This window comes from Ruegeria sp. BC1, from assembly GCF_056539305.1.
Genome location: NZ_JBQFUT010000008.1, coordinates 1 through 26,454 on the forward strand (window position 1 = coordinate 1; position 26,454 = coordinate 26,454).

Annotated in this window: 26 protein-coding genes and 1 tRNA gene; 14 read left to right on the top strand and 13 right to left on the bottom strand. The window is 57.4% G+C overall.

Features of this window, described 5'->3' with window-relative positions; translation table 11 throughout:
• Positions 1-480 precede the first annotated feature (480 nt).
• From ACR0IY_RS16220 to ACR0IY_RS16235, 4 genes are all read left to right on the top strand, one after another.
• Positions 481-1,227 carry a 5-oxoprolinase subunit B family protein gene (locus tag ACR0IY_RS16220; protein ID WP_480675070.1) on the top strand — a complete coding sequence of 249 codons (747 nt, stop codon included), beginning with the start codon at positions 481-483 and terminating at the stop codon, positions 1,225-1,227.
• Positions 1,224-2,222, top strand: a complete 999-nt coding sequence (locus ACR0IY_RS16225; RefSeq protein ID WP_480675072.1) for a 5-oxoprolinase subunit C family protein — start codon at positions 1,224-1,226, stop codon at positions 2,220-2,222. Before ACR0IY_RS16220 ends, ACR0IY_RS16225 begins: the two co-directional genes overlap by 4 nt.
• A gap of 12 nt (positions 2,223-2,234) precedes the next feature.
• Positions 2,235-2,996, top strand: coding sequence for a LamB/YcsF family protein (locus ACR0IY_RS16230; protein ID WP_480675074.1), 762 nt, complete (start codon positions 2,235-2,237; stop codon positions 2,994-2,996).
• A gap of 151 nt (positions 2,997-3,147) precedes the next feature.
• Positions 3,148-4,395 carry a hypothetical protein gene (locus ACR0IY_RS16235; RefSeq protein WP_480675076.1) on the top strand — a complete coding sequence of 416 codons (1,248 nt, stop codon included), beginning with the start codon at positions 3,148-3,150 and terminating at the stop codon, positions 4,393-4,395.
• Positions 4,396-4,467: 72 nt separating this feature from the next.
• Here ACR0IY_RS16235 and ACR0IY_RS16240 read toward each other — a convergent pair whose 3' ends face one another.
• Together ACR0IY_RS16240 and ACR0IY_RS16245 are read right to left on the bottom strand one after the other, a co-directional pair.
• The gene (locus ACR0IY_RS16240) at positions 4,468-5,850 is read right to left on the bottom strand and encodes a D-alanyl-D-alanine carboxypeptidase family protein (RefSeq protein WP_480675078.1); all 1,383 of its coding nucleotides are present in this window, start codon (positions 5,848-5,850) and stop codon (positions 4,468-4,470) included.
• A 281-nt stretch (positions 5,851-6,131) separates the two neighbouring features.
• Positions 6,132-6,833, bottom strand: a complete 702-nt coding sequence (locus tag ACR0IY_RS16245) for an HAD family hydrolase (RefSeq protein ID WP_480675079.1) — start codon at positions 6,831-6,833, stop codon at positions 6,132-6,134.
• Between the two features lie 93 nt (positions 6,834-6,926).
• On the opposite strand from ACR0IY_RS16245, the gene clpS reads away from it, so the two are divergent.
• Genes clpS through hemF form a run of 4 tightly spaced genes read left to right on the top strand, consistent with a single transcriptional unit; the run spans position 6,927 to position 9,998 of the window.
• On the top strand, positions 6,927-7,268 hold the full coding sequence (gene clpS / locus ACR0IY_RS16250) for an ATP-dependent Clp protease adapter ClpS (protein WP_480675080.1): 342 nt from the start codon (positions 6,927-6,929) through the stop codon (positions 7,266-7,268).
• Positions 7,269-7,304: 36 nt separating this feature from the next.
• A complete protein-coding gene (locus ACR0IY_RS16255) occupies positions 7,305-8,270 on the top strand; it encodes a class I SAM-dependent methyltransferase (protein WP_480675081.1) in 966 nt (321 codons plus the stop codon).
• A 37-nt stretch (positions 8,271-8,307) separates the two neighbouring features.
• The gene (locus tag ACR0IY_RS16260) at positions 8,308-9,108 is read left to right on the top strand and encodes an SDR family NAD(P)-dependent oxidoreductase (protein WP_480675083.1); all 801 of its coding nucleotides are present in this window, start codon (positions 8,308-8,310) and stop codon (positions 9,106-9,108) included.
• Between the two features lie 5 nt (positions 9,109-9,113).
• The gene (hemF, locus tag ACR0IY_RS16265; protein WP_480675085.1) at positions 9,114-9,998 is read left to right on the top strand and encodes an oxygen-dependent coproporphyrinogen oxidase; all 885 of its coding nucleotides are present in this window, start codon (positions 9,114-9,116) and stop codon (positions 9,996-9,998) included.
• A gap of 7 nt (positions 9,999-10,005) precedes the next feature.
• Here the strand turns inward: hemF and ACR0IY_RS16270 are convergent, their stop codons facing one another.
• From ACR0IY_RS16270 to modA, 4 genes are all read right to left on the bottom strand, one after another.
• Positions 10,006-10,419 carry a hypothetical protein gene (locus ACR0IY_RS16270; protein WP_480675087.1) on the bottom strand — a complete coding sequence of 138 codons (414 nt, stop codon included), beginning with the start codon at positions 10,417-10,419 and terminating at the stop codon, positions 10,006-10,008.
• A gap of 85 nt (positions 10,420-10,504) precedes the next feature.
• A complete protein-coding gene (modC, locus tag ACR0IY_RS16275) occupies positions 10,505-11,602 on the bottom strand; it encodes a molybdenum ABC transporter ATP-binding protein (RefSeq protein WP_480675089.1) in 1,098 nt (365 codons plus the stop codon).
• Positions 11,599-12,291: a molybdate ABC transporter permease subunit gene (modB, locus tag ACR0IY_RS16280; protein ID WP_480675090.1), complete on the bottom strand. Its 693-nt coding sequence runs from the start codon at positions 12,289-12,291 to the stop codon at positions 11,599-11,601. The genes modC and modB overlap by 4 nt, the downstream gene beginning before the upstream one ends.
• A 3-nt stretch (positions 12,292-12,294) precedes the next feature.
• Entirely contained in the window at positions 12,295-13,074 is a 780-nt protein-coding gene (modA, locus tag ACR0IY_RS16285) for a molybdate ABC transporter substrate-binding protein (RefSeq protein WP_480675092.1), read from the bottom strand.
• Positions 13,075-13,371: 297 nt separating this feature from the next.
• Between modA and ACR0IY_RS16290 the strand changes: the two genes are divergently transcribed.
• Positions 13,372-13,447 (top strand) — tRNA-Val (locus ACR0IY_RS16290).
• A gap of 24 nt (positions 13,448-13,471) precedes the next feature.
• Here ACR0IY_RS16290 and ACR0IY_RS16295 read toward each other — a convergent pair.
• From ACR0IY_RS16295 to ACR0IY_RS16310, 4 genes are read right to left on the bottom strand one after another with little or no spacing between them, the layout of a single operon-like run.
• Positions 13,472-14,713 (bottom strand): membrane dipeptidase, encoded by a 1,242-nt coding sequence (locus ACR0IY_RS16295; protein ID WP_480675094.1) that lies wholly within the window; start codon positions 14,711-14,713, stop codon positions 13,472-13,474.
• Between the two features lie 50 nt (positions 14,714-14,763).
• Positions 14,764-15,942, bottom strand: a complete 1,179-nt coding sequence (locus tag ACR0IY_RS16300) for a carbohydrate porin (RefSeq protein ID WP_480675096.1) — start codon at positions 15,940-15,942, stop codon at positions 14,764-14,766.
• Complete coding sequence (locus ACR0IY_RS16305) at positions 15,939-16,703, bottom strand: DUF3299 domain-containing protein (RefSeq protein WP_480675098.1); 765 nt, start codon at positions 16,701-16,703, stop codon at positions 15,939-15,941. Before ACR0IY_RS16305 ends, ACR0IY_RS16300 begins: the two co-directional genes overlap by 4 nt.
• 25 nt (positions 16,704-16,728) lie before the next feature.
• A complete protein-coding gene (locus ACR0IY_RS16310; protein ID WP_480675100.1) occupies positions 16,729-18,126 on the bottom strand; it encodes an amidohydrolase family protein in 1,398 nt (465 codons plus the stop codon).
• 142 nt (positions 18,127-18,268) lie between these two features.
• Here ACR0IY_RS16310 and ACR0IY_RS16315 point away from each other — a divergent pair, with 142 nt between their 5' ends.
• Positions 18,269-19,273, top strand: coding sequence for an AraC family transcriptional regulator (locus tag ACR0IY_RS16315; protein ID WP_480675102.1), 1,005 nt, complete (start codon positions 18,269-18,271; stop codon positions 19,271-19,273).
• Between the two features lie 251 nt (positions 19,274-19,524).
• Positions 19,525-20,523 (top strand): LacI family DNA-binding transcriptional regulator, encoded by a 999-nt coding sequence (locus ACR0IY_RS16320; RefSeq protein ID WP_480675104.1) that lies wholly within the window; start codon positions 19,525-19,527, stop codon positions 20,521-20,523.
• On the opposite strand, the gene ACR0IY_RS16325 is transcribed toward ACR0IY_RS16320, so the two are convergent.
• Together ACR0IY_RS16325 and ACR0IY_RS16330 are read right to left on the bottom strand one after the other, a co-directional pair.
• A complete protein-coding gene (locus ACR0IY_RS16325; RefSeq protein WP_480675106.1) occupies positions 20,524-21,657 on the bottom strand; it encodes a Gfo/Idh/MocA family protein in 1,134 nt (377 codons plus the stop codon). It abuts the gene before it with no gap.
• A gap of 37 nt (positions 21,658-21,694) precedes the next feature.
• On the bottom strand, positions 21,695-22,798 hold the full coding sequence (locus ACR0IY_RS16330; RefSeq protein ID WP_480675108.1) for a Gfo/Idh/MocA family protein: 1,104 nt from the start codon (positions 22,796-22,798) through the stop codon (positions 21,695-21,697).
• 112 nt (positions 22,799-22,910) lie between these two features.
• On the opposite strand from ACR0IY_RS16330, the gene iolC reads away from it, so the two are divergent.
• Genes iolC through ACR0IY_RS16345 form a run of 3 tightly spaced genes read left to right on the top strand, consistent with a single transcriptional unit; the run spans position 22,911 to position 25,573 of the window.
• Entirely contained in the window at positions 22,911-23,891 is a 981-nt protein-coding gene (gene iolC / locus ACR0IY_RS16335) for a 5-dehydro-2-deoxygluconokinase (protein ID WP_480675110.1), read from the top strand.
• A 9-nt stretch (positions 23,892-23,900) separates the two neighbouring features.
• Positions 23,901-24,737, top strand: a complete 837-nt coding sequence (locus tag ACR0IY_RS16340; protein WP_480675112.1) for a 5-deoxy-glucuronate isomerase — start codon at positions 23,901-23,903, stop codon at positions 24,735-24,737.
• Entirely contained in the window at positions 24,734-25,573 is an 840-nt protein-coding gene (locus ACR0IY_RS16345) for a class II fructose-bisphosphate aldolase (RefSeq protein WP_480675114.1), read from the top strand. Before ACR0IY_RS16340 ends, ACR0IY_RS16345 begins: the two co-directional genes overlap by 4 nt.
• A 52-nt stretch (positions 25,574-25,625) precedes the next feature.
• Here ACR0IY_RS16345 and iolB read toward each other — a convergent pair whose 3' ends face one another.
• The gene (gene iolB / locus ACR0IY_RS16350; protein WP_480675116.1) at positions 25,626-26,432 is read right to left on the bottom strand and encodes a 5-deoxy-glucuronate isomerase; all 807 of its coding nucleotides are present in this window, start codon (positions 26,430-26,432) and stop codon (positions 25,626-25,628) included.
• Positions 26,433-26,454: the final 22 nt, after the last annotated feature.

Sequence of the window (26,454 nt, forward strand, 5' to 3'; positions counted from 1 at the left end):
AAATCACTTCCCAAGATGCCCACCGTCTCTCCGATGCGTCTCCGCCGTCTCCAGCGTCCCAACAACCGCCTCAGCAGCGCCGGTGAAGGGGGTTCTAAGGTTTACCAAAACAACCCGCAAGCAGAAAATTACATATTGCGCGATTTTTTTACTGCTTGCTGAATTATAGATTACTTTCAGATAGTTAACCCAAGTACTCTTTCCTCCTATTCACGGGTTTGCGTGCCTGATGCCTCCTTAAGTGTCCGACCAAGACCAAAGTCGCAACGCTCCCACCCAATATATAGTGAGTCTTTCAATCTCACCCACAAGAGCAATCCGACTCGGCCCGCGAAACTGATTCAGATTTGGGTCAGTTTCTACGACTCATTCCACAATCCAAACGCCGGAAACAGTGTGGGCATATCCCTGCTCTTGCGCATTGGCCTGGAATACGGTCAGGTCACCACGAAGATACGCCCGCGTTGTGATATGACATTAATGAATACGGACTCTTTTCCCCGCATAAGCACAGTTGGTCTGGATGGCCTGCTGGTGTCGTTTGCGGACACAATGGCCGAACCCTCTAATCGGGCAGCATTGGCCTTTCGCAATGCGGTCGATTCTCTGCAATGGTACGGCGTGATTGAGACATCCGCCTCTCTGGCGTCGGCCTATGTTCGGTTTGACCCCCTCTGCCTGTCGCATTCAGAAATAAAAGAGCGCATAACAGATGTGCTACGGCAGCAGGATTGGTACCATGCCCCCCTGCCCGCCGGTCGACGTCTATGGCAGGTCCCGACAGTATATGGAGGCACGCTTGCGCCGCAATTGGACGAGGCGGCGGCCGCCGCCGGACTGTCCGCCGCTGAAGCAATAAAGCGTCTGAGCGAAACCCGCGTTCGTGTGTTGACCATCGGGTTCGCGCCGGGGCAGCCGTATCTCGGGCCGCTGGGTCCGGAATTCAACATACCGCGCCTTAAGGAGCTTACCCCAATGGTGCCGGAAGGGGCTCTGGTTCTGGCGATTTCCCAATTCGTTCTGTTTTCCAGCCCGACCCCAACAGGCTGGCGGCACGTGGGCCAGACGGCCTTTCGCTGTTTTCGCCCTGACTCCGCGCAGAGTTTTGCTCTGCGCCCCGGCGACGAGATGCAGTTCCTGCCAGTCTCGCAAAACGAATTGGAGAAGGTTCGCGAAATGGATGTCGACGGATCGGGCGGCGCCACTTGCGAGGAGATCCGGGAATGAGCCTGATCGTTCGCTCGATAGGGCCGTCCTGCACAGTACAGGATCAGGGGCGCACCGGTTATCTGGATCAAGGGCTTTCAAGATCGGGCGCAGCGGATCAGTTGGCCCTACATGAGGGCGCGGCCCTGCTGGGGCAAAACCCGGATTGCGCCGCCCTGGAGATGGCGGGGATGGGCGGCACGTTCGAGGCCACCCAGACGACCACCATCGCTCTGACCGGAGCACCAATGCAAGTCAGCATCGATGGCAACCCTGTCGTCTGGAATGCCTCTTATACATTAGAGCCTGGACAACAGCTGGTGGTCGGAGCGGCCAAGCAGGGCACTTATGGTTACCTGCATCTTGGCGGGGGTATTGATGCGCCGGTGTTTCTGGGCTCGCGCTCGGCTCACCTGACGGCGAATATCGGACGTGTGGTGCAAGTGGGCGATTTACTTTCTGCTAGGGCACATGCGGCAATCTCAGGAATGAAACTACACGCCGTCGACCGTTTTGCCGGCGGCACATTGCGCATCGTAGCAAGCTTTCAGACACCCCTGTTTGACGAAGAGACGCTGGATCGCTTTACCCGCACAGTTTTCCAACGCGGAGCACGGGCCAACCGGATGGGGATGCAACTGGATAGGGGTGGCGAAGGTTTTGCCGCCAAAGGGCAGTTGAACATATTGTCCGAGGTAATCACCCCCGGAGACATCCAGATGACCGGCTCGGGAAATCCTTTCATCCTTTTGCCCGAATGCCAGACCACTGGCGGGTATCCCCGCATCGCCACCATTCTGCCCTGCGACCTGCCCCGAGCGGCGCAGACCCCTGCTGGCGCGCCGGTGCAATTCGAATTCGTGTCAATGGAGAGCGCAGTCGCCCTGAACGCCGCTTATCTGACCGAACTTGCACGGCTGCCGACGCGAGTAGAACAACTGGTACGCGATCCTCATGACATTCCGGATTTGCTATCATACCAATTGATCGGCGGAATGATCTCTGCCACCGACTAAGGAGTTTAGCCAATGCCCAGCGTCGATCTGAATGCAGATATGGGGGAAAGCTTCGGCCCCTGGAACATGGGGGACGATGAAAGCCTGCTAAAGATCATCACCTCGGCCAATATCGCCTGTGGTTTTCATGCGGGCGACCCGGATGTGATGGCGCGGACAATGGCGCTGGCGGCCGAAAACGGCGTGGGTATCGGCGCACACCCCGGCTTTCCCGATCTGCAAGGCTTTGGCCGCCGGAATATGAAAGTTCCACATGCCAGCTTGCGCAACCTCGTGCGGTTTCAGTTGGGGGCCGCCATCGGCATGGCCAAGGCGATCGGAACTGAAGTGCGCCACCTGAAACTGCATGGTGCCTTGGCCAACATGTGTTCGGTCGATATCGACATGGCGCGGGCTTGCTATCAGGGTGCATTGGATGTCGCCCCGGACATCATCATCATGGTGCTGGCCGTCACCAAACAGGAAGAGGCGGTCCGGGAACTGGGCTGCAAATGGGTCGGTGAGATTTTTGCGGATCGTGCGTATAATGACGATGGCACGCTGGTCGATCGCAGCCTGCCTGGCGCGGTCATCCACGATCCTGATCTGGCGGGCCCACGCATCCTGAACATGGTCCGCGAAGGCGCCATCATAACCGAATCCGGCAAACTGTTAGAGACATCAATCGACACGATCTGTTTGCACGGAGACGGCCCGACGGCGGTGCAGATTGCGCAATCCGTGCGTCAGAACCTGATCGAAGGGGGCGTCGAGGTAACAAAATTCACCCGATAACCATGCAGCCGTAATATCAACGGACGACCTTCTAACTGTTGCCCGCCCGAAAATCAGCCCCTAGCATGCCTGCAAGTGCATGTTCTGATTATTGGAAATTCAAGCATGGCCACGCCCGAGGATCATCGGGCATGTGCAAGGAGGTAAGTTAATGTCTTTCGATTTGATGTCTTATGAGCCGCGCGGGGATAAAAAGAACTCGGAGTTTTTTAACGAATACCTGCCCATGATTTACGAGCGTCGCACCAACTCGGGCGTTGCCGATCAGGTCGGTGCGATGCGGGCGATCGTGATGCAGGTGGAAACAGCAGCCGTTTTCGACACGCTGATCGAGCTCTATGTGATGACACCCTACCGTCACACGGCCTCTTACCTAGGACAAACCCACAAATTCGCGATCCTGCATTCCCACGCCGACTATCCGGCGCTGATTGTGATGGCACCGCTGAACCCGGGGTTCGAGGATTTCATCCCACGCGTCAACCGCATGTACCCGCTGGCGCGCAAAACCCCGCAAACCCGCTATGTGGGCGAGATTTACGGCGCGACCGATTTGAAAAACCTGTCGAAAACGCTCGAAGATCAGAATATCCGCTTCGAATATCGCGGTGACACCGAAAATCCCTTTTACACGCTGGATGGGTTCTGTTTCACCACCCCGTCCGATTTCACCTGCAATCGGGTTGGTTATTCCACACTGGATTTCAACGACACAGACAGTCTGGGATTGGGAGACCGCGTCCTGCTGAGCGACGCGGAACAGGCGCAACTGGATCAGGCTGCGGCCTTTGGCACGGACAGTAAGATTTCTCCGCTGATGCTGGGAATCGACCATCTTGCCACCCGTATTCTGGCCGGTGAACGTGAGGACGCGATCCTCGAGTTCCTGACTATGGTACCCTATTACTTCTGGGGGGCGTACAACATCTTCGACATGAATTCGTCCACCAATGTGAACCGCAACCCGAACGTGGATGACGACAAGAAATCACCTGCCAAGGTATTTACGGCGAACAACACACCCTCTTTTGTGAATTCATTTGCCAAATTGCCGATGCCGACCGAGGACTTTGTGCGCAACTTTGGCCGCCGGTTGCATCACATGGCCGTCGAGATTCAGGATGGGAACCACAACGCGGGCGAAAAGAACGTCGATTTCGTGGTCAACACGCTCAAGGACAAGGGCGTGCCGTTCCTGGCCCATGTGGTGGGTGAATGCAAAGACGATCCGAACCTGAAACAGATATTCTCGAAACACTCAAAGAACACGCTGCTGATCACGGAATATATCGAACGCTGCCATCACTATGACGGGTTCTTCACCAAGGACAACGTCGCTGCCCTGACTGCGGCCGCCGGGCAGGATGAGCAATACCAGCATGGCCACGTCTTCGATTAAGGTGATTTGCCCAAAAAATGGCTGCGAGTTCCCTCGCAGCCAATGTCCAACCAGGAGAATGCATGTCGGGTCTTATGACGGCCCGATCATGAAACAGGTGACATTCCGGGCCTGAAGCCTGCGACACGCCAGATCGGCCTGTTCGCGAGTCATGCCCTGGAACGTTGCCTCGAAGCCGCGCGAGCTTTGGTTTACCTTGCGCAGCGTGCCTTCCAGAGTGGTCATTTCCGACAAGGCGGTTTTCAGCAAAACCTTCTCTGCCTCGTATCGGGTGGTATATCGGCCCACATTGACGCCCCACAGGTGCCCGCCCGAAGTGGACAACCGTGTGACGATTTCCTGTTCTGGCTCAGGCTGTACCGTCGGTTCGGTCGAGGCCAGAACCAGGTTTTCAGGCCGCGTGGCGGGCCGCGTCGTATCGTCGGTCGGTGCCTGGATGTCGGCCGCTGCAATGGCGGCTGCGATGCCGTCCTGAATGCGCGAACCGTTCTTTGCGGCTGTCGCGGCGACAGTCCCGGCCACCTGAACGGCGGCACCGGGCCCCGGACGCAGCACGGGCCGTAGGCTGGTGGTCGGCGCACCGACCAAGCTTGCAACGGTGGCATTCAAACCCGCGTTTCCAGCATAGGCCGGACGGGCTGGTTTGCGAATGGGCGCGCGCGACGGAGCCCGGCGAAAACCCATATCCAGAAGCTCCGCAACCTTGGCATTACGTGATGCACCGGATTTGCCGCCGAATACGGTCGCTATGATGCGTTCATCCTTGCGCTTGGCTGATGCAACAAGGTTGAACCCTGCGGCACGTGTATACCCGGTTTTGATCCCGTCGGCCCCTTTGTAGGCCGCCAGTAGGCGGCGATTCGTATTGGGAACCGTTTTGATCCCCGCATGCGTAGATTGCCGCGAGAACAGGTTATAGTACTGAGGATAATCATAAAGCAGATGCCGGCCCAGCGTGGTCATGTCCCGCGCCGTCGACAGGTGGCCCGATTCTGTCAGTCCGTGCGCGTTTTTGAATGTCGTCCGGCTCATGCCCATGGCCTTGGCGGTGCGCGTCATGCGGCGGGCAAACGCCGCCTCAGAACCGCTGATCGCGATTCCGATGGCCGTAGCCGCGTCATTCGCGGACTTTACCGCCGCCGCGCGGATCAGATAGCGGAATGCAATCGTCTGACCGCTGCGCAGACCCAGTTTCGAGGGCGGCTCGGATGCGGCTTTCTTGGTGATGCGCACAGGTGTGTCCAATTCGATCTCACCGTTCCGCACCGCTTCGAACGCGATGTAGAGAGTCATCATCTTGGTCAGTGACGCCGGGTGTAGCCGAGTATCGGCATTACGCGAATGCAGCACCTCGCCGGTGCGAGCGTCAATCACCATCGCCGCATATGGCGCGGCCATCCCTTGCAACGGCGCAAAGGAAAGCAGCCACAAGAATGCTATAAGAAATAAGCCCATTCGGGCCGGAACTGTCCGCCGAACCTGCACGATCTTTGCCTCTGTCTACCTCGCGCCGCCGGGTTTTCCCGGTCGGCTAATCATTTATTTTATTATTGGTCAGGCTAGCACACGGACCGGGCAAAATAAACCGAAAGCTCATAATTTTGAGGTTTTGCATTCACGCCGCTGACATACCAGATATGGCCAGTTGCCGTGCAACACCCACCAAATCCTTGAAAATGGCCAGATTGTGCCGCCAACCCATGTCGAATTTTCAGGACTGAGACCAATCGGCAACATCACTTTAATGACTGAACCAGCCCCGCCAGTTGCCCCAAATCCCGTATCTCTTTGAATCGGGGGCTATCCGTCGGGGTTTCAGCCTCTTCAATCTCCCAGACCAGACCATGCGGCACATACACCCCCCAGCACCCGGCCTGAATCGGCGCGACCACATCTGACCGCATCGAGTTTCCAACCATCATTGCAGACGCCGGACCCTCACCGTACTGGTCGAAAATATGCTGATACGTCCGCGGCGTTTTTTCGGATACGATCTCGACCCCATCAAACAATTCTCCTAATCCGGACTGGGCCAGCTTTCTCTCCTGATCAATAAGATCGCCCTTGGTGATCAGTACCACCTTATGAGTCACCGCCACGCTTTCAATTGCCTCGCGTGCATGGGGCAGCAATTCGATCGGGTGGGCCAACATCTCTTGCCCGGCTTCGATCAACTGACGAATAACCGAGGCCGGAACACGGTCTTCGGTCACTTCGATCGCGGTTTCGATCATCGACAGGGTAAAGCCTTTGATTCCGTACCCGTAATGGCGGATATTTCGTTTTTCGGCAGCCAGCAGACGCTCTAACAGGTGGTCACGTCCGGCGTGATCTGCCAGCAGATCAGTGAAATAAGCCTGCGTCAGTTGGAAAAAACGTTCGTTGTGCCACAAAGTATCATCCGCATCGAAGCCGATTGTGGTAAGATTTTGGCCCATATCTATTACGTCCTGCTGGCTCTTTTCTCTGGCCCGTTCGACGTTATATAAGCGCACAGATAAACCGAAGCCTGAATCGGACAGTAGAACGCGATGCTTGAACACCAATGGATGATGTCTGACAAATCGGACGACGACCCCGATACGTCCGTCCTGGTGCAAACGCGCCCCAAGACCAAGCGGCCGCCTCTGTACAAGGTTCTACTATTGAACGACGACTACACACCAATGGAATTTGTCGTGCATGTGCTGGAACGCTTCTTCAGCATGACCCACGCACAGGCGTTCGAGATTATGCTGACTGTGCACAAAAAGGGCGTCGCGGTTGTGGGCGTGTTCAGCCACGAGATTGCCGAAACCAAGGTCGGGCAGGTCATGGATTTTGCCCGCAGGCATCAACACCCCCTGCAATGCACCATGGAACGCGAAGAGTAGGGCGCCTCAGGCCTGAACGCTGAATCGGATTCGTTTATGTCCCCTCGCCTTGATCTTGCGCTGCAAAGCGGCCTTGAGTTGTCACAACCTTTGACGGTGATCGGACCAACCCCGGATCATGACCTGTCTGACCTTCCACGCGAAACGCAGGTGGTTCAGCCGTTCAAGCCCTTTCACGACCATTTTGCGGATCGGGGCTTTGCCACGGTACCTGAGACGCAGGACACATGTCAGGACGCAATCGTTATCCTGCCCCGCGCCAAAGCATTGGCCCGCAGTCTCGTACATCAAGCCTGTCAGCGTGCCAGTGGAATGGTTGTGGTAGAAGGAGCGAAAACCGACGGCGTTGACAGCCTGCTGAAAGATATCCGCAAGAGGGTCGCTGTCGAAGGGCCGATTTCCAAGGCGCATGGTAAAATCTTCTGGTTCCAATCCGACGCGCAGGCCTTCACGGATTGGACCGCGCCAGAAAGCCAGACGGCAGATGGGTATCAAACCGCTCCGGGTGTGTTTTCCGCGGATGGAATCGATCCTGCCTCGGCCCTGTTGCTGGCGGCGCTGCCCGAAAAGCTGGGGGCGCGGGTTGCCGATCTGGGGGCCGGATGGGGATACCTGTCCGCTGGTCTGCTTCCAGCTCCGGGTCTGAAGGCGCTGCATCTGGTCGAGGCGGATCATGCCGCACTGACCTGCGCACGCACCAATGTCCCTGACTCACGCGCCTGTTTTCACTGGGCTGATGCGGTGACATGGCGCGCGCCGGACCCGATAGACGCGGTGGTGATGAACCCGCCCTTCCACACCTCGCGCAGTGCAGAACCCGCGCTGGGTCAGGGGTTTATCAAGTCCGCAGCCAAGAACCTGACTCGCAATGGCCACCTTTGGATGGTCGCCAACCGCCACTTGCCTTATGAAACCACGCTGACAGACACCTTCGCCCATATCGAAGAAGTCGCAGGTGACAATCGATTCAAGGTGTTCCACGCCTCTCGCCCTAAACGATGATCCCGGCTAACCTGCGCCGCAATTCAGGAGGAAACGCATGTCCTTTTCCATAGCTGGCAAAACAGCGATCGTGACGGGCGGAGCCAATGGCGTCGGGCTGGCCATCGGACGCCATTTTGCCGATGCGGGTGCCAACGTGATGTTCGCCGACATGGACGAAAAACGGCTGATCGAGGAACTGGGTGAGCAGGCGGACGACAGCAACATCCGATTCTTTGCGGGCGATCTGCGAGAAAAACTGACCATTGCCAATCTGCTGTCGGCCACCATCGACGCTTTCGACCAAGTCGATATCCTGATCAACGGCGCGCGGCAGGTGATCCCGTCCGATCCACTGGATACCGAGGACGACTCGGTCCGCACCCTGCTGAACCAGAACCTGATGCCCGCATTGCGTTTAAGCCAGCTTGTGGCCAAGCGGATGATCAAACAGTCAGGTGACGACGATGAAAATCCCGCCGGATCGATCATCAACCTGTCATCGATTGCGGCGCGGCGGACTCATCCCGACCTGATGGCCTATTCGGTATCGACGGCGGCCCTGGATCAGATGACGCGCTCGCTGGCCGTGGCACTGGCCCCAAACCGTATCCGGGTAAATTCTATCGCGTTGGGGTCTGTTATGAGTGCGTCGCTACAATCCACCCTGAAAGAGAACCGGGATTTTCGCAACGACATCGAAAAACACACACCGCTGGCGCGGATCGCAGCCCCGACCGAGCTGACCGAAACCGCGCAGTTTCTGGCCTCGGACGCGGCCGGGTTCATCACCGGACAAATTCTGACCATTGACGGCGGCCGCACCCTGCTGGACCCCGTCGCAGCCCCTGCTCACTAAACCTTATGTTCGAAAAAGAAAAATCCACCGCTTCGGCCTGGTTCCGCCAATTGCGTGACGAGATCGTCACCGCCTTCGAAACCCTTGAAGACAGCCACAACACGGGACCGTTTTCAGACAGCAGGCCTGGGCGGTTCGAAGTCAAAGAAACGACCCGTCAGTCCGATGACGGTTCTGACGCGGGCGGCGGGTTGATGTCCGTGATGCGCGGCGGTCGTGTATTCGAAAAGGTCGGCGTCAATATCTCGACCGTTTACGGCACGCTGGGCGCCCGCGCGCAACAGGCAATGGCCGAGCGCAAGGGCATTCCCGGGATGACCGAAGACCCGCGATTCTGGGCCTCGGGAATCTCGCTGGTGGCCCATATGCAGAACCCGCATACCCCCGCGGTTCATATGAACACGCGCATGTTCTGGACGCCCCATGCCTGGTGGTTCGGTGGCGGGTCCGATTTGAACCCCTGTATCGAATATGACGAGGACACCTCCCATTTCCATGCCACACAAAAGGCCTATCTGGACCCGCACGGGCCAAGGCACTATCCACGCCTGAAGGAATGGGCCGATGAATATTTCTATATTCCCCATCGCAAACGCGCCCGAGGTGTAGGCGGGATTTTCATGGACGACTATTGCACCGGCGACTGGGCCTCGGACTTCGCACTGACACAAGACATTGGCCGAGCCTTCCTGCCCGCTTTCCTGCCGCTGGTGGAAAAGCGCCGCGTGCAGGGTTTCAGTGACGCGGACAAGAACACCCAACTGGTGCACCGAGGGCTCTATGCCGAATACAACCTTGTGTATGATCGGGGCACCAAGTTCGGCTTGGAAACCGGCCATGACCCGGACGCAGTTCTCATGAGCTTGCCGCCCATGGCCAAGTGGGTCTGACCAGAGGTCAGCGCCTGAATTCAAGGAAGTTATCGTAGCAGTGGTTCTGGGCCGAATTCGCCGACATGTTTGCCCCTACACGTTTTACCGTCACGGAATAACTCGGCGAGGTGTCCGCACCCTCGGGTGGCGTCAGGGAAAATTGAACGGTCCGCACATGCTTTTCATAGGCCCTGGCGACATAAATACGCTGGTTCCCCTTTAATCCGAGGCCGCGTTTGACATAGTCGCCAATGCCACACCAATAGACGATTGGCGCAGATGAGCCGTGCGTGGCAACCTCGTACCAACCGTTTTTCAGTGGCGTGATCGTTGTGCGAAAGGCCGGGTTGATGCCGACGCCGAACCCCACTGCCTGCGCTTGCACCAGCCCAGGCAACAAGACCAATGCGGCCACGCAAGACATTTTCCAAATACCCATGGTGACATTCCTTAACAAAAAAACCTTTTCACGATCATAGGTTGCTGAGGCGATCAGTAAAGTTCTGAACAACCAGAACGCTGCTCTAGGATTGGCGCAGACGCCCACCGACGTCCTGCGGAGCCAGCGCCACCGTCTTGATCACTGCGAAACAAGAATTGCCCGGCGCCAGCCCCAACGCCTCGACCGAGCGGCGTGTAACGCGGGCCAGAACAGGCCCGGCCGGGGTTTTGACGGACACGATTGCACCCGGCCCCTCACCTGCACGTATTGTATCGACCACACCTTCCAGAATGTTCAGGGCCGAAAGTCCCTCGGGCCGCTTGTTCGACAGGATCACCTCCTGTGCGGGAATTCGAATTCGCAGACCCTCGCCCACTTTGTGCGTAATGCGCGGTAGAAACAGGCGTGCACCTCCGGCATCTAACTCGGTCAGCCCATCCGAATGATGGGCATGAACCCGGACTTCAAGTACGGCGCCGACGGCTCGCACCCCGGCCGGGGCCACTGATGGGTCGGCCATCACCTCGGATGCCGGGCCATGCCGCACGACCTTGCCGTCTTGCAAGGCAACCACAGACGTGGCCAGTCGAGCGACTTCGGCGGCGGAGTGTGTGACATAGAGAATGGGCACAGACACCTCATCCCGCAGACGTTCAAAATAGGGTAGAATCTCAGCCTTGCGCGCGTCATCAAGCGCCGCCAGCGGCTCATCGGCCAGGATCAGGCGCGGGCTGGCCAGCAGCGCGCGCCCGATGGCCACACGCTGCTTTTCCCCTCCTGACAAACCGGCTGGACGTCGGTCCAATAGATGCCCGATTCCCAACATCTCGATCACCTTGTCTGGGCTTTCCCGGCGGGCATTCTTCGGTGAGAACCAGCGGCCATAGGACAGGTTCTGTCGCACGGTCAGGTGGGGAAACAAGCGCCCTTCCTGAAAGATATACCCCAGACGGCGGCGATGCGGCGGCAACCAGAGGTTCCGCGCGGTGTCAAACAGTTCCCAGTCATTCACGGCGACACGCCCGGCCTTGGGCCTCAGCAACCCTGCCACCGCATTGACAACAGTTGTTTTACCCGAGCCGGACCGGCCAAACAGAACCGTCACTCCCGGCGGCGCATCAAAGCTGAGATCCAGATTGAGATCGGGCAAATCATGCTGCAGGCGAACAGACAGACTCATGACCCCGACACCCTTGCGGCGGCGCGGCGGCCTACATATTCCGACAGCAGCAACGCCCCCATGGCGATGATGATCGAGATCACGACCAATCGGGTCGCTGCAGTCTCACCCCCCGGGACCTGCAAGAACGCATAGACCGCCGAGGGCAGTGTTTGTGTCTGGCCCGGGATATTCGACACGAAGGTGATCGTTGCCCCGAACTCACCCATCGCTTTGGCAAAGGCCAGTATTCCCCCGGCGATCACACCAGGCAGGATCATTGGCAGAGTCACAGTGGCAAACACAAAAGGTCGCGACGCGCCTAGGGTTGCGCCGGCCTGTTCCAGTTTGGGATCAACCGCTTCGATCGACAATCGGATGGCGCGCACCATCAGGGGGAAGGCCATGATACCTGCCGCCAGCGCTGCCCCTGTCCATCGGAATGCCACGACAATGCCAAACTCAGCCAACAGTTTGCCCAACGGCCCTTGGACGCCGAAGGTCAGTAACAACAGATAGCCAGTCACAACGGGCGGCAGAATCAGCGGCAGATGCACCAACCCGTTCAGCAACTGGCGTCCGGGAAACTGCCAGCGCGCCAGCGCATAGGCCACAAAAATTCCAAACGGCAAGGTCACCAGCGTTGCCCAGAATGACACGCGCAGCGACAGCCTCAACGCCTCAAGCTCGGCAGGGCCCAACCAACCCATCGCTTAATGGTCCAGCAGGGCAAAGCCCTGTTCCGCAAAGACAGCACGGGCTTCGTCCGATTGCAAAAAGTCCAGAAATGCAGTTGCTTCGGGCGACGCCGGTGCGATCAAGGCTGCCGGGTAAATAATCGGGGGATGTACATCGGGCGGAAACGAGGCCACAATCTGAACCCGGTCTTCCGCCTGAGCATCGGACTGGTAAACAATCCCCAGCGGTGCCGCCCCGGCCGCCACCAACGCAAGCGCCGCACGGACATTGTCGGTTTGGGCGATCCGGGCCTGTACATCCCCCCACAGCCCCAAATTCTGCAGGGCGGCCTTGCCGTAAATGCCTGCTGGAACAGCATCGACCAAAGCCATCGCCAGATGCCCATTACCCAGCGCTGCAGTGAGATCAACATCGGGTTGCATTCTGCCAATCTGCCTTTGATCACCCGCGCCTATCAGCACCAACCCATTGCCCAACAGATCAATCCGCGACGCCTCGTCGATCAGCCCCTGTTCCTGCAGAACATCCATCCAGTCCACATTGGCCGAGATAAAAAGACCCGCAGGCGCCCCCAACTGTATCTGTCGCGCAAGAACAGATGAGGCGGCGTAGGACACAGTCACGTCATGCCCCTCCGCCTGTTCAAATACTGGAGCGATCTCATCCAATGCGGTCTTCAGGCTAGCGGCGGCAAAGACCAATACTTCCCCGGCACTGGCCCGTACAGGAGCCAGAGTCAAAGCGCCCAGCACCAAGGCGGTGGCCACAAATCGGCGAGCAATGGACAGGATCATGTGCTCCCCCGTCTGGAAGGTTACGATCCCTTCCGGAATATCTGAGGCAACAGGTAACACGCAAGCGCGTTTCCCGAGCGTGGGTCGCACAATTCACCGAAAACGCACGAAAATACCGGGGCCTGCAGTCATTAAGGGTTATTCGACCACCATCAAATCACTGAGACATCTACACCCTACCAACCTCTTCCCATGCAGGATGGGCTAGCGGCCGTAACGGTCCATTCCAGATTCCGAGAAAGAAATTGCGCAGACCCTCTTGCGTCCGCGCGCTGGCTTAGCTACATGCACCGTCACGGGTGATTAGCTCAGTTGGTAGAGCGCTTCGTTTACACCGAAGATGTCGGGAGTTCGAGTCTCTCATCACCCACCATCCTACCCCAATAAGTATCACGGGCTAACGCGCATAGGACCCGTCTAGGAACTCTTGCCGCAAACGCAGACGTTCGGGGTATTCGCCCAGAAATTGCTCGGGTGGTTTGCCTTCCCAAACTTGTGCAAAAACCCGCATCTTGTTGCCGCCATAAATCTTTGCAAGATCTTCGTTGGAATAGCCGCGGGTCCAAAGGTCATCGGTGATCGCCGCAAGGATTTTAGCAAGTTCACCGTTACCAGTGGCCCCTTTATTGAAGGCGTCGATCATGTAGCCGCCATCATCGTACATGCTGGCGTTTGCCGTCGCCCACTGCACAACCAGTTCAAGTGAGAACATGTCGTCCGTCGCGATCCCGACATGATCGACACCCACAAGTTGAACATAGTAATCGATCATATCGGCGGCCTGTTTGGGTGAAATATCCTCGGGCCAAACACCGTCCATCATCCATTCAGTGAACGTAGGGGAAATGTAGCCGCCCGATTTCGCCGCACGCAGTGCTTCGTCGTCGGGAATGGCGCGATAACATCCTTGTGGCGTGGCATTAGGCTCGTTCGCGTAAAGGCCCGCAGGGACCGAGTGTGTGTAGACATAAGGTACGCCGGGGTAGTTTTCGTCCATGTAGTCCATGGCATCGTGGGCTGTTTTGGAGCCGGTGTGGCTGAGGTCAAGCAGGATTCCGAACCGCACCATTTCATCGATGACCGACTTTCCCCAAGGTGTCAGCCCGATATCGCGCCCGTTATAGGCTGCCAACTGCCCCGATCCGGTTCGAAAAATGTCATTGTAGGCCAGGATCATACTTTTGATTCCCATGTCCTTGAGCAAGGCCATCTTCTTGAGGTCGCCATTAAGGATTGTGGCGGTTTGGCTGTTCCAGATGACGGCCGTCTTGCCCTGTACATGGGCAGCCTCAATATCGCGGGTTTCATTCACGATCAGATAGTTTTCTGGCTGCTGGGCCATGGCCGCGCGGAAGTGGTAGTGTTGATCAAGCAAAGCGTCAAAAGACATGCCCGCCGCGGCCAGCGTCATCTCATGCCCTGTAATGCCGTTGTCGCGAGCACGTTCAAAATAGGTGTGGAGTTGCTCGTACTCGGTCCAGCCGGTGCCGTACGGACTGGCCAGCATGCCCAAAACGATCGTGTCCTGCACAAATTGCTTCGCCTCGTCTGACGCGTCCCACGTCTTGCTTTCTTCACTGGCAAGTAGCGCTCCACCATAGACGATTGCAATTGCGCTTGCGGCCAACAGGGTCTTCATTATGGATCCTCCCTAAATACATCGTTGTCAGCTACTGCTTTTAAACCGCATCAGAAAACGATCCGGGTTCTTAGGCCGAACAGCGTTATGGTATCCTGAGTGGGGTTCAGCAGCGGGTCGGAAATGAACTGAACCGACGGTGTGATCTGCAAACCGGGCGAGATTGAAAAGCGATAGAATGCCTCAAGCGTGAACTGGTTGCCGTCAATGCCTCTTGCCTCGGCCCAGTTCAGGCCCAGACCGGCCAGATCAGTGTTGCGACCGTAATAGCCCAGGCCGGCAGAGACGGCCCTATCATAAAGCGCCGCCGTACCTTTTGAGGCACCCGCCCGAAAGAACGGCATCCATTTATTGCCGACAAACCAGGCCGCAGAAAACGCCGCGCCATAATCCTCAGCTCGGCTACCATCCTTGGCCGCATCCGCATGCCAAAGGGTCAGGTGGACATTATCGAAATAGATGCGATCAAAACCGGACGTATAACCAATCTCGAGCGATTTGAAGAGATTGCCATCGCTGAATAAATCGAAATTGGGATCAGACGGGTCGGCGTTGGCATCGGCGACGCTTGCAACCGCATACAGGTTGCTGCTGAGCTTCAGGCCGCCAGCTATTCCCAATCCGGGGTTCGGAGCATTTATGGTCGGATTGGTGTTAAATGCGAGGTTCTGGAACCCGCTGTAGGGGCTGACCAACCCATAGACATCAACGAAATCAGTCACGTCGATCTGCCCGGCTTGCAGCGTCCATGAGCCGTCCTCGGCCCTCTGCGTCCAGAACAGGTTTGTCAGCAGTAAACCGCTGTCGTTGAAAGCTGTCCCAGTGATCGAAAGGGCTCCGCCATTTAACCCGAGAAATTGCGGAGCAACGTCAGTATAGCTGTGCCGGTGTTCGATCTTGAACACCAAAGAGCCCCGTTCAGTTGCCTGCCAATTGCCGTAGAACCGGGCAATACCGCTGGCCGCGTCCCCTGTTCCCAGATCAGCGTTCGTAGTTTGGCCCAACGCCAAATAATCAATGTTGAACCGAAATCCGTCCTTAGCCAGCTGATCCTTCCAGTTGAACCAGCCCGGTGCAATGTTGCGCGGGAAGTCCGAACGATATTGCGGATCCGTCAGGCCATCCCCTGGCTGTAGGTCAGCCTCAACAGATGACGGTCCGGATAGGCCTTGCGCCGAGACCTGAGCAGCGCAGGCGATACCCAATACCGCAATCAGTGTTCTGATCATTCGGACGCCGATGCCCCGCCAGTCTTGCGATTACCCGCTGCGCGCACGTGATCGGCAGTACGCTGCTTCCACTCTAGCCTGTCAGCTTCCGATTCCAGGGTTTCGACACTGTCCGTCTCTAACCGGAAGGTCGCATTCATTGGCACAAGGCCATCCACCACCATCATGTTTTGAACAGAGGGGGCGATAGTCAGCGTACCCGTCAACCGAACAGGTTCGTGAAAATAGGCGGGCGCCCAGTCGCCGTTCAGAAGCACACGGATCATTTGGTTTGGCGGGGGTGGAGGCATGTGGCTGCACATCCCGCGTTCTGGCACCAAATATGCCACGGGCTGCCCATCTGGATCAGTTGGTGCTGGAATGGCAAAGCCCGACAGAGTAACCGTCTGACCGTCGAATAGCGGGTTTCCGTCCGTTGCTGCCTTTCTCCGGCGTTCTGTCACAACCTCTCGCTGATCCAACAGCCAGTCGATATTGATACCTTCGGCCGCCAGAGCGTCCTCTGTCTCGGTCAGAAGATCTTGCCATTTCTGCCTTTCTTCATCGCTGCCACCGCTCTGATACAGCTTGCCGCGCAGGCGCAGGACAAAGAGGACGTCGTCGAACTGTTCGGGGCTGAGATCGCGGTAGGGATCTTCAAAGACCTGCGAGGAAGGCTCGGGCAGGTCCGCCCAATCAAGCATCGTCCCCGGCGTCGCGAAGGCAGATTGGCAACACCAGACAAACCCTGCGACTACAGCGAAATGAAACCAATGGCGCATAAAGAATCTCCGGCTGGTTTTCGGATCAATCCAATGTGTTTTTGTATATCACACCATCCTTCATGATCAGGCGAATTGTTTCTGGGCTCTCTGGCCTTGGATCGGCTCCAAACCACTGATCGCCTGTTCCTACGACCGAAAAATCTTCAAGGGGGTTGCCATCAATCAGCAGAAGGTCTGCGTAGGCGCCCTCTTCGATCACACCCAGTTTGCCAGCTGTATACGGGTTCATGAAATCGCCAGACAGCGCGACGACCTCACCGCCGGTGGATGTCAGCGTCACCATCGACGTATAGGGCCCGAAGAATTCATTGTTCAGGTGTTTCTCGTAGGCAATCTGAATATTGCACGCCTCGACCGAGCCAACACAATCCGTCTGAAACCCCCGCTTTACCGGGCATTCCTTCATGTTGTCGATATAGCCCGCAAAAGTGGCCGACGCCGACTTTGCTTTGGCCAGGCTAGACGGTACGTTCGCCACCGCTGGAATATCCAGCAGGCCGGGATCAAAGGCTGTCAGGTTCGTGGTAATGTAGGCCCCTTTTTCGTTCATGACCTGGGCAATATCACAATCAAACGAGAAGCCATGTTCGATCGACATCACGCCGGCATCAAGCGCATTCAGGATCGCTTCCTTACGGTAGGAATGCGCCATGACATAGCTGCCATACTCATTCGCCACCTGCACGGCGGCCCTGATTTCCTCGGGCGACCCGGCCAATAATTGCCACGGGTCAAAGGCGGACACTACGCCACCGGACTGCATGTACTTCAGTTGGGTCGCGCCCATACGAAAATTGTTCCGACCATACTTCTGCACATCTGCAACGCTGTCGACTTCCTGCGCTAGGTTCAGGCGGCTCATATTCGTCTCAGACCCCGGCGGTGCCGTAAAATTGGCAAAGTCTGCATGACCACCGCGCGTTCCCAGAAACGCACCAGAGGCATAGTGGCGCGGGCCGATGATTTGCCCCGAGTCAATTGCTCTGCGCAGCCCTCCATTGGCACCGCCTGCATCCCGCACGGTAGTGAACCCCTGCATCAGGTACATCTCAGCCATCCGAGCACCGTGAATGGCAAAGTCTTCCCAGGTTGTGTTGGCTTCCATCGCCGGCAGCGTTGGCCCCATCAGCATAAGGTGTGCGTGGAGTTCGATGAATCCGGGGGTCAGTGTACGCCCCCCACCATCTATGACTGTCGCGTCGGGGGCATCGATCGCATCTAAGGATACGGCCCTGATCAGATTGCCCTCGACCAGAACACTGGCATTTTCGATGCGTTGTTCATTCACTCCATCGAAGACGTGCACGTTGGTAAACAGCGTTTGTGGTTCTTGTTGATCCTGAGTCTGCGCAGACACCGGGAAAGTAAGAGTTGCTGCGGCAAATACCATCGAGCAAAGGGACATTCGCATGCCGGACATAGGGACCCCCTTTATATTCAGGTTTTCCTAACTGTAGTTCGGAAATCCTTAGCCCGGTTGCCACTTTTGCATTAAAATGTTCGAATGTGATTTCAAAAGTGGCCACTTCGCAAAACTTCTATTCGCACCAAGGGTGACGAACTTGCCAATAAACTCCACCTCTCATGAGCATAGCGAGGGTTTTATCCGCCTCGTTTTGGCGGCACCGTTTTTTCAATACCTCACCGACCGCAAAATCGATCCGCAACCGGCCCTGGATCAGGTCGGCCTGAAAGCAGAACTGCTGTCTGACCCATCTGTCTATGTCCATTCCGAGCTGGTCTATGGCCTGTTGAATGCCTTTTCGGAATTGTCAGGAGAGCGATACCTTGGACTAAATGTGGGGGAGACATTTGACCTGCAGGGGTGGCCTCCATTCGCACAGTCCCAGCAGACTTCAAAGACGTTGTTCGAGTTCTTCGCCCGTTTCGTAAGACTTGTGCCCCAGGAATCCAATTCAGTGCGGCACAGTCTGGTTATCGAAGCTGACAAAGCGACCTATCGGATCACACGTCAACAGGAACCAACTGTCCCACCCATTCAGGTCACCGGTTTCGGAGCCGCGATCTACGTACGCCTACTGCAGACCGTGGTTGGAAACTCGTGGGATCCCGCTCGAGTGCGATGGGAAAGCAGATATGTCAACGGCCTGCCCTTTGATTACAAGGGCATTCAGGTCGGTCTTGGAACCGATCCCGGAATGCAAATTAGTTTCCCTGTGGAATGGTTGTTATTACACCATGATCCTCAGGCCCCTACCACGCTCAACTCCTTACATCGGCAAGACGAAGAGGTAACCGTGGTGGCCGCTTTGCGGTCTGTCCTGCGCGAAAAGCTGGATGAAACAGAGCTGGGGCCGGAGATGGTGGCGGGATTGTTGGGTATACAGCCAGAGCGGCTTCTGAAAGCCCTTCAGAAACAACAGACAACGCTAACCCGCGAGATAAAACGGCTACGTATTGATGTTGCCAAAGAACACCTCAGAGAGGGCAAGCTGACAATTGCAGAGATCGGACTCATGCTGGGCTACTCTGACAAGTCCCACTTCACCCGTTTTTTCCGAGGTCAGACCGGCATGACGCCGACCAAATTTCGCCTGGATTCATAGCATCGGGGCGCATTTCCGAACAGGCTGTTCGGCGTGCCGCCAAGGCTGACAAGAATACCGAACCTATTATTTAGAATATTTTTCCAATGGCCTAAGAGGGACGTTTACCCCCAAAACACAACGCGATAGACACGGGCTTGGCGTAATTTGCATCAGACCCTTGCAACCGATTGCAAGTTCTGCCCGTTGAGGCATAGTATTTCTCTCATGAATTCACTTACCAGCCTCTCCCTAATCCGTGGTTGCCAACCATGAGTGTCACCCTGAAAGACGTGGCCGCACTTGCAGGTGTATCGCGTTCCGCGGTTTCACGAACCTTTACAGAAGGTGCCTCTGTCTCGGCCAAGACCCGCAGCAAGGTTGAAAAGGCCGCGAAGGAGCTTGGGTACAGCCCCAATGCGTTGGCCTCGTCGCTAACCACCGGGCGAACCAAATTGATCGGGCTGATCTCGAACAACTTTCATAACCCAATCTTCCTTGAGGTGTTCGATCAGTTTACCCGCGCCCTGCAGGAACGGGGTTTGCGGCCCCTTATCGTCAATCTGACGGATGAAACCGAACCGACCAACTCGGTGCGGATGCTGCGGCAGTATTCAGTGGACGCAGCCATTGTCGCCTCGTCTACCCTGCCACCCAGCTTTGCCAAGGCGTTCCACGACGCGGGCGTGCCCGTGGTGCATACCTTTGGGCGCTCAGCCACCTCGCCCGAAGTTCACGTCGTAGGGATCGACAATGTGGAGTGCGGACGCATGGCGGCACGGGAACTGATGGCGCGGGGGTACAAGCGCGTCGGGTATCTGGGTGGCCCCAAGGATGCGACCTCGGCCATGGACCGGTATCGTGGCTTCATGGAAGAAGTTGAAAACCATGCCGGTCTCGACGTTTCTCATTCCTTTGCCGACAATTATTCCTTCGAAGCAGGACGGGCCGAGATGTTGCGCCTGCTGGATGGCGCACCGGCTGATGGCTATTTCTGCGGCGACGACATCCTGTCCATCGGTGCGTTGTCCGCTTTGTCGGACCATGGATTAAATGCAGGTCAGGACATCGGCATCATCGGCCTGAACGACATGGAGATGTCGCGCTGGGAAAGCGTGAATCTGACCACCATTCACCAACCCATCAAGCAGATCATCACATCGTCTGTCGATCTGGTCGAGGAGATGCTCAAAGATCCCGAACGGTACCCCGAAGCGCGTATCTTCCCCTGTCGGGTGATTGAGCGGGGCACGTTGCGCCCCCGCCTCTGATCAGCGGAACATCGGCGGGCGCGCGTCTTTCCAAACGCCGTCTTCTTTCCCCGACGCGACCGCGGCATGCACGGCTGCGATGGAACGAACACCATCTGCTGCACCGGGCAATCCATCGCGAGCTTCGCCCCGGATAGCATCGGCCAGATCGCAGTAGACATTGGCCACGGCCAAGGGAAACCCTTCGGGATGGGCGATGGCAACACGGGACAGACGCTGCACTTCGTCATGTAGGCCGCTTTCCCCTTTTTCGATGATTTGGGTGCGCCCGCCGACCGGGGTGTAAATCAACTGGTTGGGCCGCTCGGATTCCCAAGACAGGCCACCCGTCTCGCCAAAGACCTGAATGTCGAACCCGTGCTGACGGCCAATCGCCACCGAAGACGTCCACAGCCGTCCGACGGTTCCTCGCTCGGTGCGGAAACAGATCAGGGCGTCGTCCTCCAACTCTCGGCTTGGGATGGTCGAAGCCATGTCTGCCGATAGGGTCTTTACCTCATCATCACAGATGAAGCTGGCCATATGCAGCGCGTGGATACCGCAATCCGCGAATTGACCCGACACCCCGGCCATCGCAGGATCATAGCGCCAGCGGACCCGCGGATTGTCGGCATCGGTGGCGTCGCCGTGATGGCCGTGACTGAAATTCGTCACCACCAGCCGAACTTTGCCAATTTCCCCCGCCCGCACCATCGCACGGGCCTGCCGCACCATAGGATAAGCCGAATAGCAGTAGTTCACAGCGCAAATCTTGCCCGAAGCTTCGGCGACGCGAACGATCTCTTCGCCTTCTTCCACGGTCATGGTCATTGGCTTTTCACACAGCACATTGAACCCGGCTTCCAGAAACGCCTTAGCGATTTCGAAATGCGTGGCATTCGGAGTGGCAATCGTCACCAGATCAATCCGGTCGGCGCGGGCCCTTTCCCCGGCCAGCATCTCTTGCCAGTCGCCATAGGCGCGATCGGCGGCTACACCCAACCGCTGGGCGTATTCGCGACCAACATCCGGGCGGTGGTCCAACGCGCCTGCGGTGAATTCGAACATTCCGTCCGCCAGCGCCCCCAGCCGGTGGGCCGGACCGATCTGGCTGCCTTCGCCACCGCCAATCATGCCCCATTTCAGCTTTGCCATGGTTCGTATCTCTCTTCAGGTCGTTCGTGTTGTGCGTTCAGAAATCTTGGATGTCTTGCCAGGTTCGTCGCTCGGACGACGCCAGCGCCGCGGCCAGTACCCGGTTAACCTCGTGCCCATCGCGGAAAGTGGGCCATGTTGGGTGACCGGTATGGATGGCCTCAAGGAAATCCTTGGCCTCGATTATGATCTGGTCCTGATAGCCGGTACCGTGACCGGGGCCCTGACAGAAGGGCTCGTAATCGGGATGGGCCGGGCCGGTCAAAATCTTGGTGAACCCACGGTGCGCTTCGGGACCCTCACGGCGATAGAACCATAACGCATTCTGGTCCTCCTGATCGAACCGCAGCGCGCCCTTGGTGCCTGAAACCTCGTAGGCATACCCCATCTTGCGCCCGGTCGAGATTCGGCTGACATAGATATTGCCCATTGCACCGCTTTCAAACCGACACATGATCTGGGCGTGGTCGTCATTGGTGACTTTGCCACCGGGGCGGGTTTCGTGAACGGTTTCGACCTCGGCCATAACGACCTTGATCGGCCCCATCAGCGCAAGTGCGCCGTTGACCATATGCGGCGCAAGATCGCCGATTGTTCCGTTGGCCATACCAGTGGTGCGCCACGTCGCCGGGGCCTGCGGGTCGGCATAGAAATCCTCGGTGTGCTCGCCCCGGAACCAGGTGATATCGCCCAGCTCACCATCTGCGATCAGTTGGCGCGCGAATTGAGTGGCCGGCGTGCGGACATAGTTGAAACCGACCATGTTGGTCACGCCCGACGCCTCGGCCGCAGCCACCATGGCGGCACCGTCCTGAATCGACGCACCCAGAGGTTTTTCGCACAACACCGGCTTGCCCAAGGCAAAGGCCGCTTCAGCAATCTGCCGATGGGTTTCCTGAGGTGAGGCAATAACCACGGCCTCGACGGCTGCATCGTTGACAAGCTGCCGCCAATCCCCGGTCGCGCGCTGAAACCCGTAGGCGGCACGGTAACGCTCGGCGCTTTCAGAAGAGGACGCACAGATCATCTCAAGCCGTGGGCGTAGCGCAGTGTTGAACACCGCACCAACAGCTGACATCGCGACTGAATGAGCCTTGCCCATATAGCCGCCACCAATGATTCCAATTCCGATTTCAGGCATCTGTCACGGCTCCGAACATACTATTTGCAACCGGTTGCAAAATGAGTATCGTGTGAATCGATTCAGCGCAAGGTCCAAACTTTGCCAACCCCACTTTGCCGGAGGACATGACGTGAGCGCTTTGATAGACGGTATCAAAGGAAATCGCTTTGCCGTACTGGGGCGCGCGGGCATGGACCTGTATGCTGATCCCATTGGTGTCAAAAGCGAGGACGCTGATATGTTTCACGCCGATCTGGGCGGGTCGTCCGCCAATATCTGCGCCGGTCTGGTCAAGCTGGGCAGTCAGGCGTCGCTGATCACCTCGGTTTCGGATGATGCTGTGGGACGGTTCTGTCTCAACCGGTTGCACCACTACGGGGTGGACACGTCATATATCCGGGTTCTGGGCGGTGAATTCCGCATGTCGCTGGCCGTTTATGAAAGCCGGATCGAAGATTTTCAGAACGTTATCTATCGCAACGGCGCGGTCGATTTTCAGGTCACCGATGCAGATATGGATCGTGTCGATTTCACAACTTTCTCCGCGCTGATCTCGGCAGGCACAGTCTTTGCCGCCGAACCTTCGCGCAGCGCCACATTCCGGGCTTTTGACAATGCCCGCGCGGTTGGCCTGCCGATCATCTTCGATATCGATTACCGCCCCTACAGCTGGCCCTCACCCGAAGTGGCTGCCGACGTTTTGTCCCGCGCCGGAGAAGCCAGCGATTTGATCGTCGGCAATGATGAAGAGTTTGGTTTCATGGCCGGTGGCCTCGACAAAGGGTTCGCCAAGGCCAAGGAGCTGGCCGAAAAACCGGGCCGGATCGTCATCTACAAGATGGGCGAGAAAGGTGCCGTCACGCTGATGGACAGTCAGGAAGTCCACACCGGGATCTACCCGGTGACTGCCGTTAAACCCAATGGTGCCGGTGACAGTTTCATGGCCGGTTTGCTGGCCTCAATCGCGGCAGGGCACACGCTGAAAGACGCCGTCATGCGCGGTTCGGCCTGCGCCTCGGTCGTGGTGTCAAAGCCCGGTTGCGCACCCGCCATGCCGACAACGCCGGAACTGGACGCGTTCCTCGCGGATCATCCCGGCCCGACCACATAGGAGTACCCCATGCACATCGCGCCCTATGACAACCAGAATAAACCCATCGTCGATGCAGAGGACCCTACGGTACCGCTGAACTATTTCAACATCGTCAAACTGAAACAGGGCGAGGCGTTTGATTATCAGGTGCCGGGTTATGAAACCTGCATCGTACCCGCCACCGGCAGTGTGGATGTCGATGTCGAAGGCGTACAGTTTCCCAAACTGGGCAACCGCAGCGAAGACGTCTGGGATGGCGAACCCGAGGGCGTTTACGTCCCTGTTGGCGCCAAGGCACAGATGGTCTGCGTTTCGGACGAGGCCGAAGTATTCGTTGCTGGCGCGAAATACGACAAAGTGCTGGACCCGTTCGACGTGCGCCAGCATGACCTTGTGCAATACGGCAGCGACGACACCAAGACGCACCGTAAGATCAAACACATCCTGGGTCAGAAACAGCACGACAAGGTTGGCCGCCTGCTGGTCAGCGAATTGTTCACGGTTGGTCAGGGGGGCTGGTCTGGTTTTCCCAGCCATAAGCACGACACCAACCGCCTGCCGGATGAAACCCGGCATGATGAGACCTATAACTTCCGCTTCAAACCCAACTGGGGCTCGGGCCTGCAAATGTTGCAGCGCGAGGACAACGAACCGGGAGATGCCTATCACATCGTCGACGGCTCAACGATCTGCATCGACACGGGCTATCACCCCTGCTGCGTCCTTCCGGGATATGAAATGTACTATTTCACCATTCTGGGCGGTCTGAGCCAACGGTCGCTGGTGCAGTATTTCCAGCCCACACATGCCTACCAAATCGAGACAATTCCGGGCATCAAAGACATGATTGCAAAGTTCAAATGACCCTTGCCACGCTGAAAGACGTCCTGACCCCCGCCTATGAACAAGGTTACGCCGTGGGCGGTCTGGTGACGCTGGGTTGGGAGGACATGCGCGCCTATGTGGCCGCAGCCGAGGCCGAAAACGCCCCCGTGATCCTACAAGCCGGCCCCAGTTGCCGCGAGCACACGCCCCTACCCGTGCTGGGCAAGATGTTTCGCCATCTGGCCGAGTATGCTTCGGTGCCCGTAGTGGCTCATTTGGACCACGGATATACGTTTGACGAGTGCAAGTTGGCCCTCGACAGCGGGTTCACGTCACTGATGTTCGACGGGTCGCGCAAACCATTGCAACAGAATATCGACGAAACTGCAGCGATTGCCGAGATGGCTCATGCCGCTGGGATTTCCTGCGAAGGTGAGATCGGCTTTGTCGGGTATTCCGGCGGCGAAGGGTCGAACGGGACCGACCCAGCCGAAGCCGCGCAATTCGCGCGTGAAAGCGGTGTAGACGCGATGGCGATTTCGGTCGGCAACGTCCACTTGCAACAGAACAAAGAAGGTGGGTTGGACGAAAATCGCATCCGCCAGATCGACGCCATAACCGAAGTGCCTTTGGTTATTCACGGTGGTTCGGGTGTACCAGTGGAACAGCGCGCGCGCCTGGCGCGCGAAACCTCGATCTGCAAGTTCAACATCGGAACCGAACTACGCATGGCCTTCGGCGCGGCCCTTCGCGATGCCGTCAACCGCGTTCCCGACAGGTTCGACCGAGTCACCATCCTGAAAGAGACCCACGACCCGGTCGAAGCTGCCGCGCGAACCGTGATCCGTACATTTGGCGCGCCACCGCATAGGTAGAGTGTATTTTATCACTCAGACGGGTGCTGGTCACACCAGGTATTTATTCAGGTCATCCGTCACGTTCCATGATCCATTCGACTTCGGGTGCGGCAACGAAGCGCCACTTGCGCAGAGGGCCGGCCATGACGTTCAGATAGTACATCTCGAACCCGTAAGGCGCGCCGCAGGGATGATGGCCGCGCGGGACCGTCACAACATCGCCGTCTGACACCGCCATTGCCTCATCCAGTTGGCCGTCATCTGTATAAACTCTTTGAATACCAAAACCATTGGCTGGGTTGAGCCGATGGTAATACGTCTCTTCCAGATAGGTAATCCGGGGATAATCGTCTTCGTCATGCCGATGGCTGGGGTACGATGACCAGTGGCCGTTTGGCGTAAAAACCTCGGTCACCAGCAGGCTGTCGGCGTAGTCCTCGGCCTCCATGGCAATATTGTTGATGTAGCGCGTGTTCACGCCCTTGCCGCGTTCTGTCAGAGTAATGCCATCCGGCCCAATGCGCCGGGCCGAATGGCCGCCTTTGCCCGGAGCCGAACAGACAGCAATAACGCAATCTGTTTCGGCAACAGCCGCCCACTCGGTCCCGTTGGGCAGGTACAGACAATGCGGCGGGGACTTTTCGAACACATTCATCCGGTCGCCCAAGATCCCCCACTCCTGCCCGGCCCCAGTGATCTGCGCCTTGCCTTCGACCATGACCAGAATAACCTCGCGGTCGCCGGTTGCCTCAGCCGCGCGGTCGCCCGCTTGCAGGTGATAGAGGCCGAACCCGACATAACGCCATCCAGCACTGTCCGGCGTGACATCGTGGACCTTGCCGTGGGCTCCGACGGGCTTCTTGAGCAGATCTGCCATCATTGTCTCCTCTTTAGGCGTT

Bases quoted from the DNA above. Each gene is read 5' to 3' on its own strand.
- ACR0IY_RS16225 (WP_480675072.1), top strand. From the start codon at position 1,224: ATGAGCCTGATCGTTCGCTCGATAGGGCCGTCCTGCACAGTACAGGAT.
- ACR0IY_RS16260 (WP_480675083.1), top strand. From the start codon at position 8,308: ATGTCCTTTTCCATAGCTGGCAAAACAGCGATCGTGACGGGCGGAGCC.
- ACR0IY_RS16330 (WP_480675108.1), bottom strand. From the start codon at position 22,798: ATGCCTGAAATCGGAATTGGAATCATTGGTGGCGGCTATATGGGCAAG.
- ACR0IY_RS16230 (WP_480675074.1), top strand. From the start codon at position 2,235: ATGCCCAGCGTCGATCTGAATGCAGATATGGGGGAAAGCTTCGGCCCC.
- ACR0IY_RS16325 (WP_480675106.1), bottom strand. From the start codon at position 21,657: ATGGCAAAGCTGAAATGGGGCATGATTGGCGGTGGCGAAGGCAGCCAG.
- ACR0IY_RS16235 (WP_480675076.1), top strand. From the start codon at position 3,148: ATGTCTTTCGATTTGATGTCTTATGAGCCGCGCGGGGATAAAAAGAAC.
- ACR0IY_RS16305 (WP_480675098.1), bottom strand. From the start codon at position 16,703: ATGCGCCATTGGTTTCATTTCGCTGTAGTCGCAGGGTTTGTCTGGTGT.
- clpS (WP_480675080.1), top strand. From the start codon at position 6,927: ATGCTTGAACACCAATGGATGATGTCTGACAAATCGGACGACGACCCC.
- ACR0IY_RS16310 (WP_480675100.1), bottom strand. From the start codon at position 18,126: ATGTCCGGCATGCGAATGTCCCTTTGCTCGATGGTATTTGCCGCAGCA.
- ACR0IY_RS16255 (WP_480675081.1), top strand. From the start codon at position 7,305: ATGTCCCCTCGCCTTGATCTTGCGCTGCAAAGCGGCCTTGAGTTGTCA.
- ACR0IY_RS16340 (WP_480675112.1), top strand. From the start codon at position 23,901: ATGCACATCGCGCCCTATGACAACCAGAATAAACCCATCGTCGATGCA.
- hemF (WP_480675085.1), top strand. From the start codon at position 9,114: ATGTTCGAAAAAGAAAAATCCACCGCTTCGGCCTGGTTCCGCCAATTG.
- ACR0IY_RS16220 (WP_480675070.1), top strand. From the start codon at position 481: ATGAATACGGACTCTTTTCCCCGCATAAGCACAGTTGGTCTGGATGGC.
- modA (WP_480675092.1), bottom strand. From the start codon at position 13,074: ATGATCCTGTCCATTGCTCGCCGATTTGTGGCCACCGCCTTGGTGCTG.
- ACR0IY_RS16270 (WP_480675087.1), bottom strand. From the start codon at position 10,419: ATGGGTATTTGGAAAATGTCTTGCGTGGCCGCATTGGTCTTGTTGCCT.
- modC (WP_480675089.1), bottom strand. From the start codon at position 11,602: ATGAGTCTGTCTGTTCGCCTGCAGCATGATTTGCCCGATCTCAATCTG.
- modB (WP_480675090.1), bottom strand. From the start codon at position 12,291: ATGGGTTGGTTGGGCCCTGCCGAGCTTGAGGCGTTGAGGCTGTCGCTG.
- ACR0IY_RS16345 (WP_480675114.1), top strand. From the start codon at position 24,734: ATGACCCTTGCCACGCTGAAAGACGTCCTGACCCCCGCCTATGAACAA.
- ACR0IY_RS16240 (WP_480675078.1), bottom strand. From the start codon at position 5,850: ATGGGCTTATTTCTTATAGCATTCTTGTGGCTGCTTTCCTTTGCGCCG.
- ACR0IY_RS16245 (WP_480675079.1), bottom strand. From the start codon at position 6,833: ATGGGCCAAAATCTTACCACAATCGGCTTCGATGCGGATGATACTTTG.
- iolB (WP_480675116.1), bottom strand. From the start codon at position 26,432: ATGGCAGATCTGCTCAAGAAGCCCGTCGGAGCCCACGGCAAGGTCCAC.
- ACR0IY_RS16320 (WP_480675104.1), top strand. From the start codon at position 19,525: ATGAGTGTCACCCTGAAAGACGTGGCCGCACTTGCAGGTGTATCGCGT.
- ACR0IY_RS16295 (WP_480675094.1), bottom strand. From the start codon at position 14,713: ATGAAGACCCTGTTGGCCGCAAGCGCAATTGCAATCGTCTATGGTGGA.
- ACR0IY_RS16300 (WP_480675096.1), bottom strand. From the start codon at position 15,942: ATGATCAGAACACTGATTGCGGTATTGGGTATCGCCTGCGCTGCTCAG.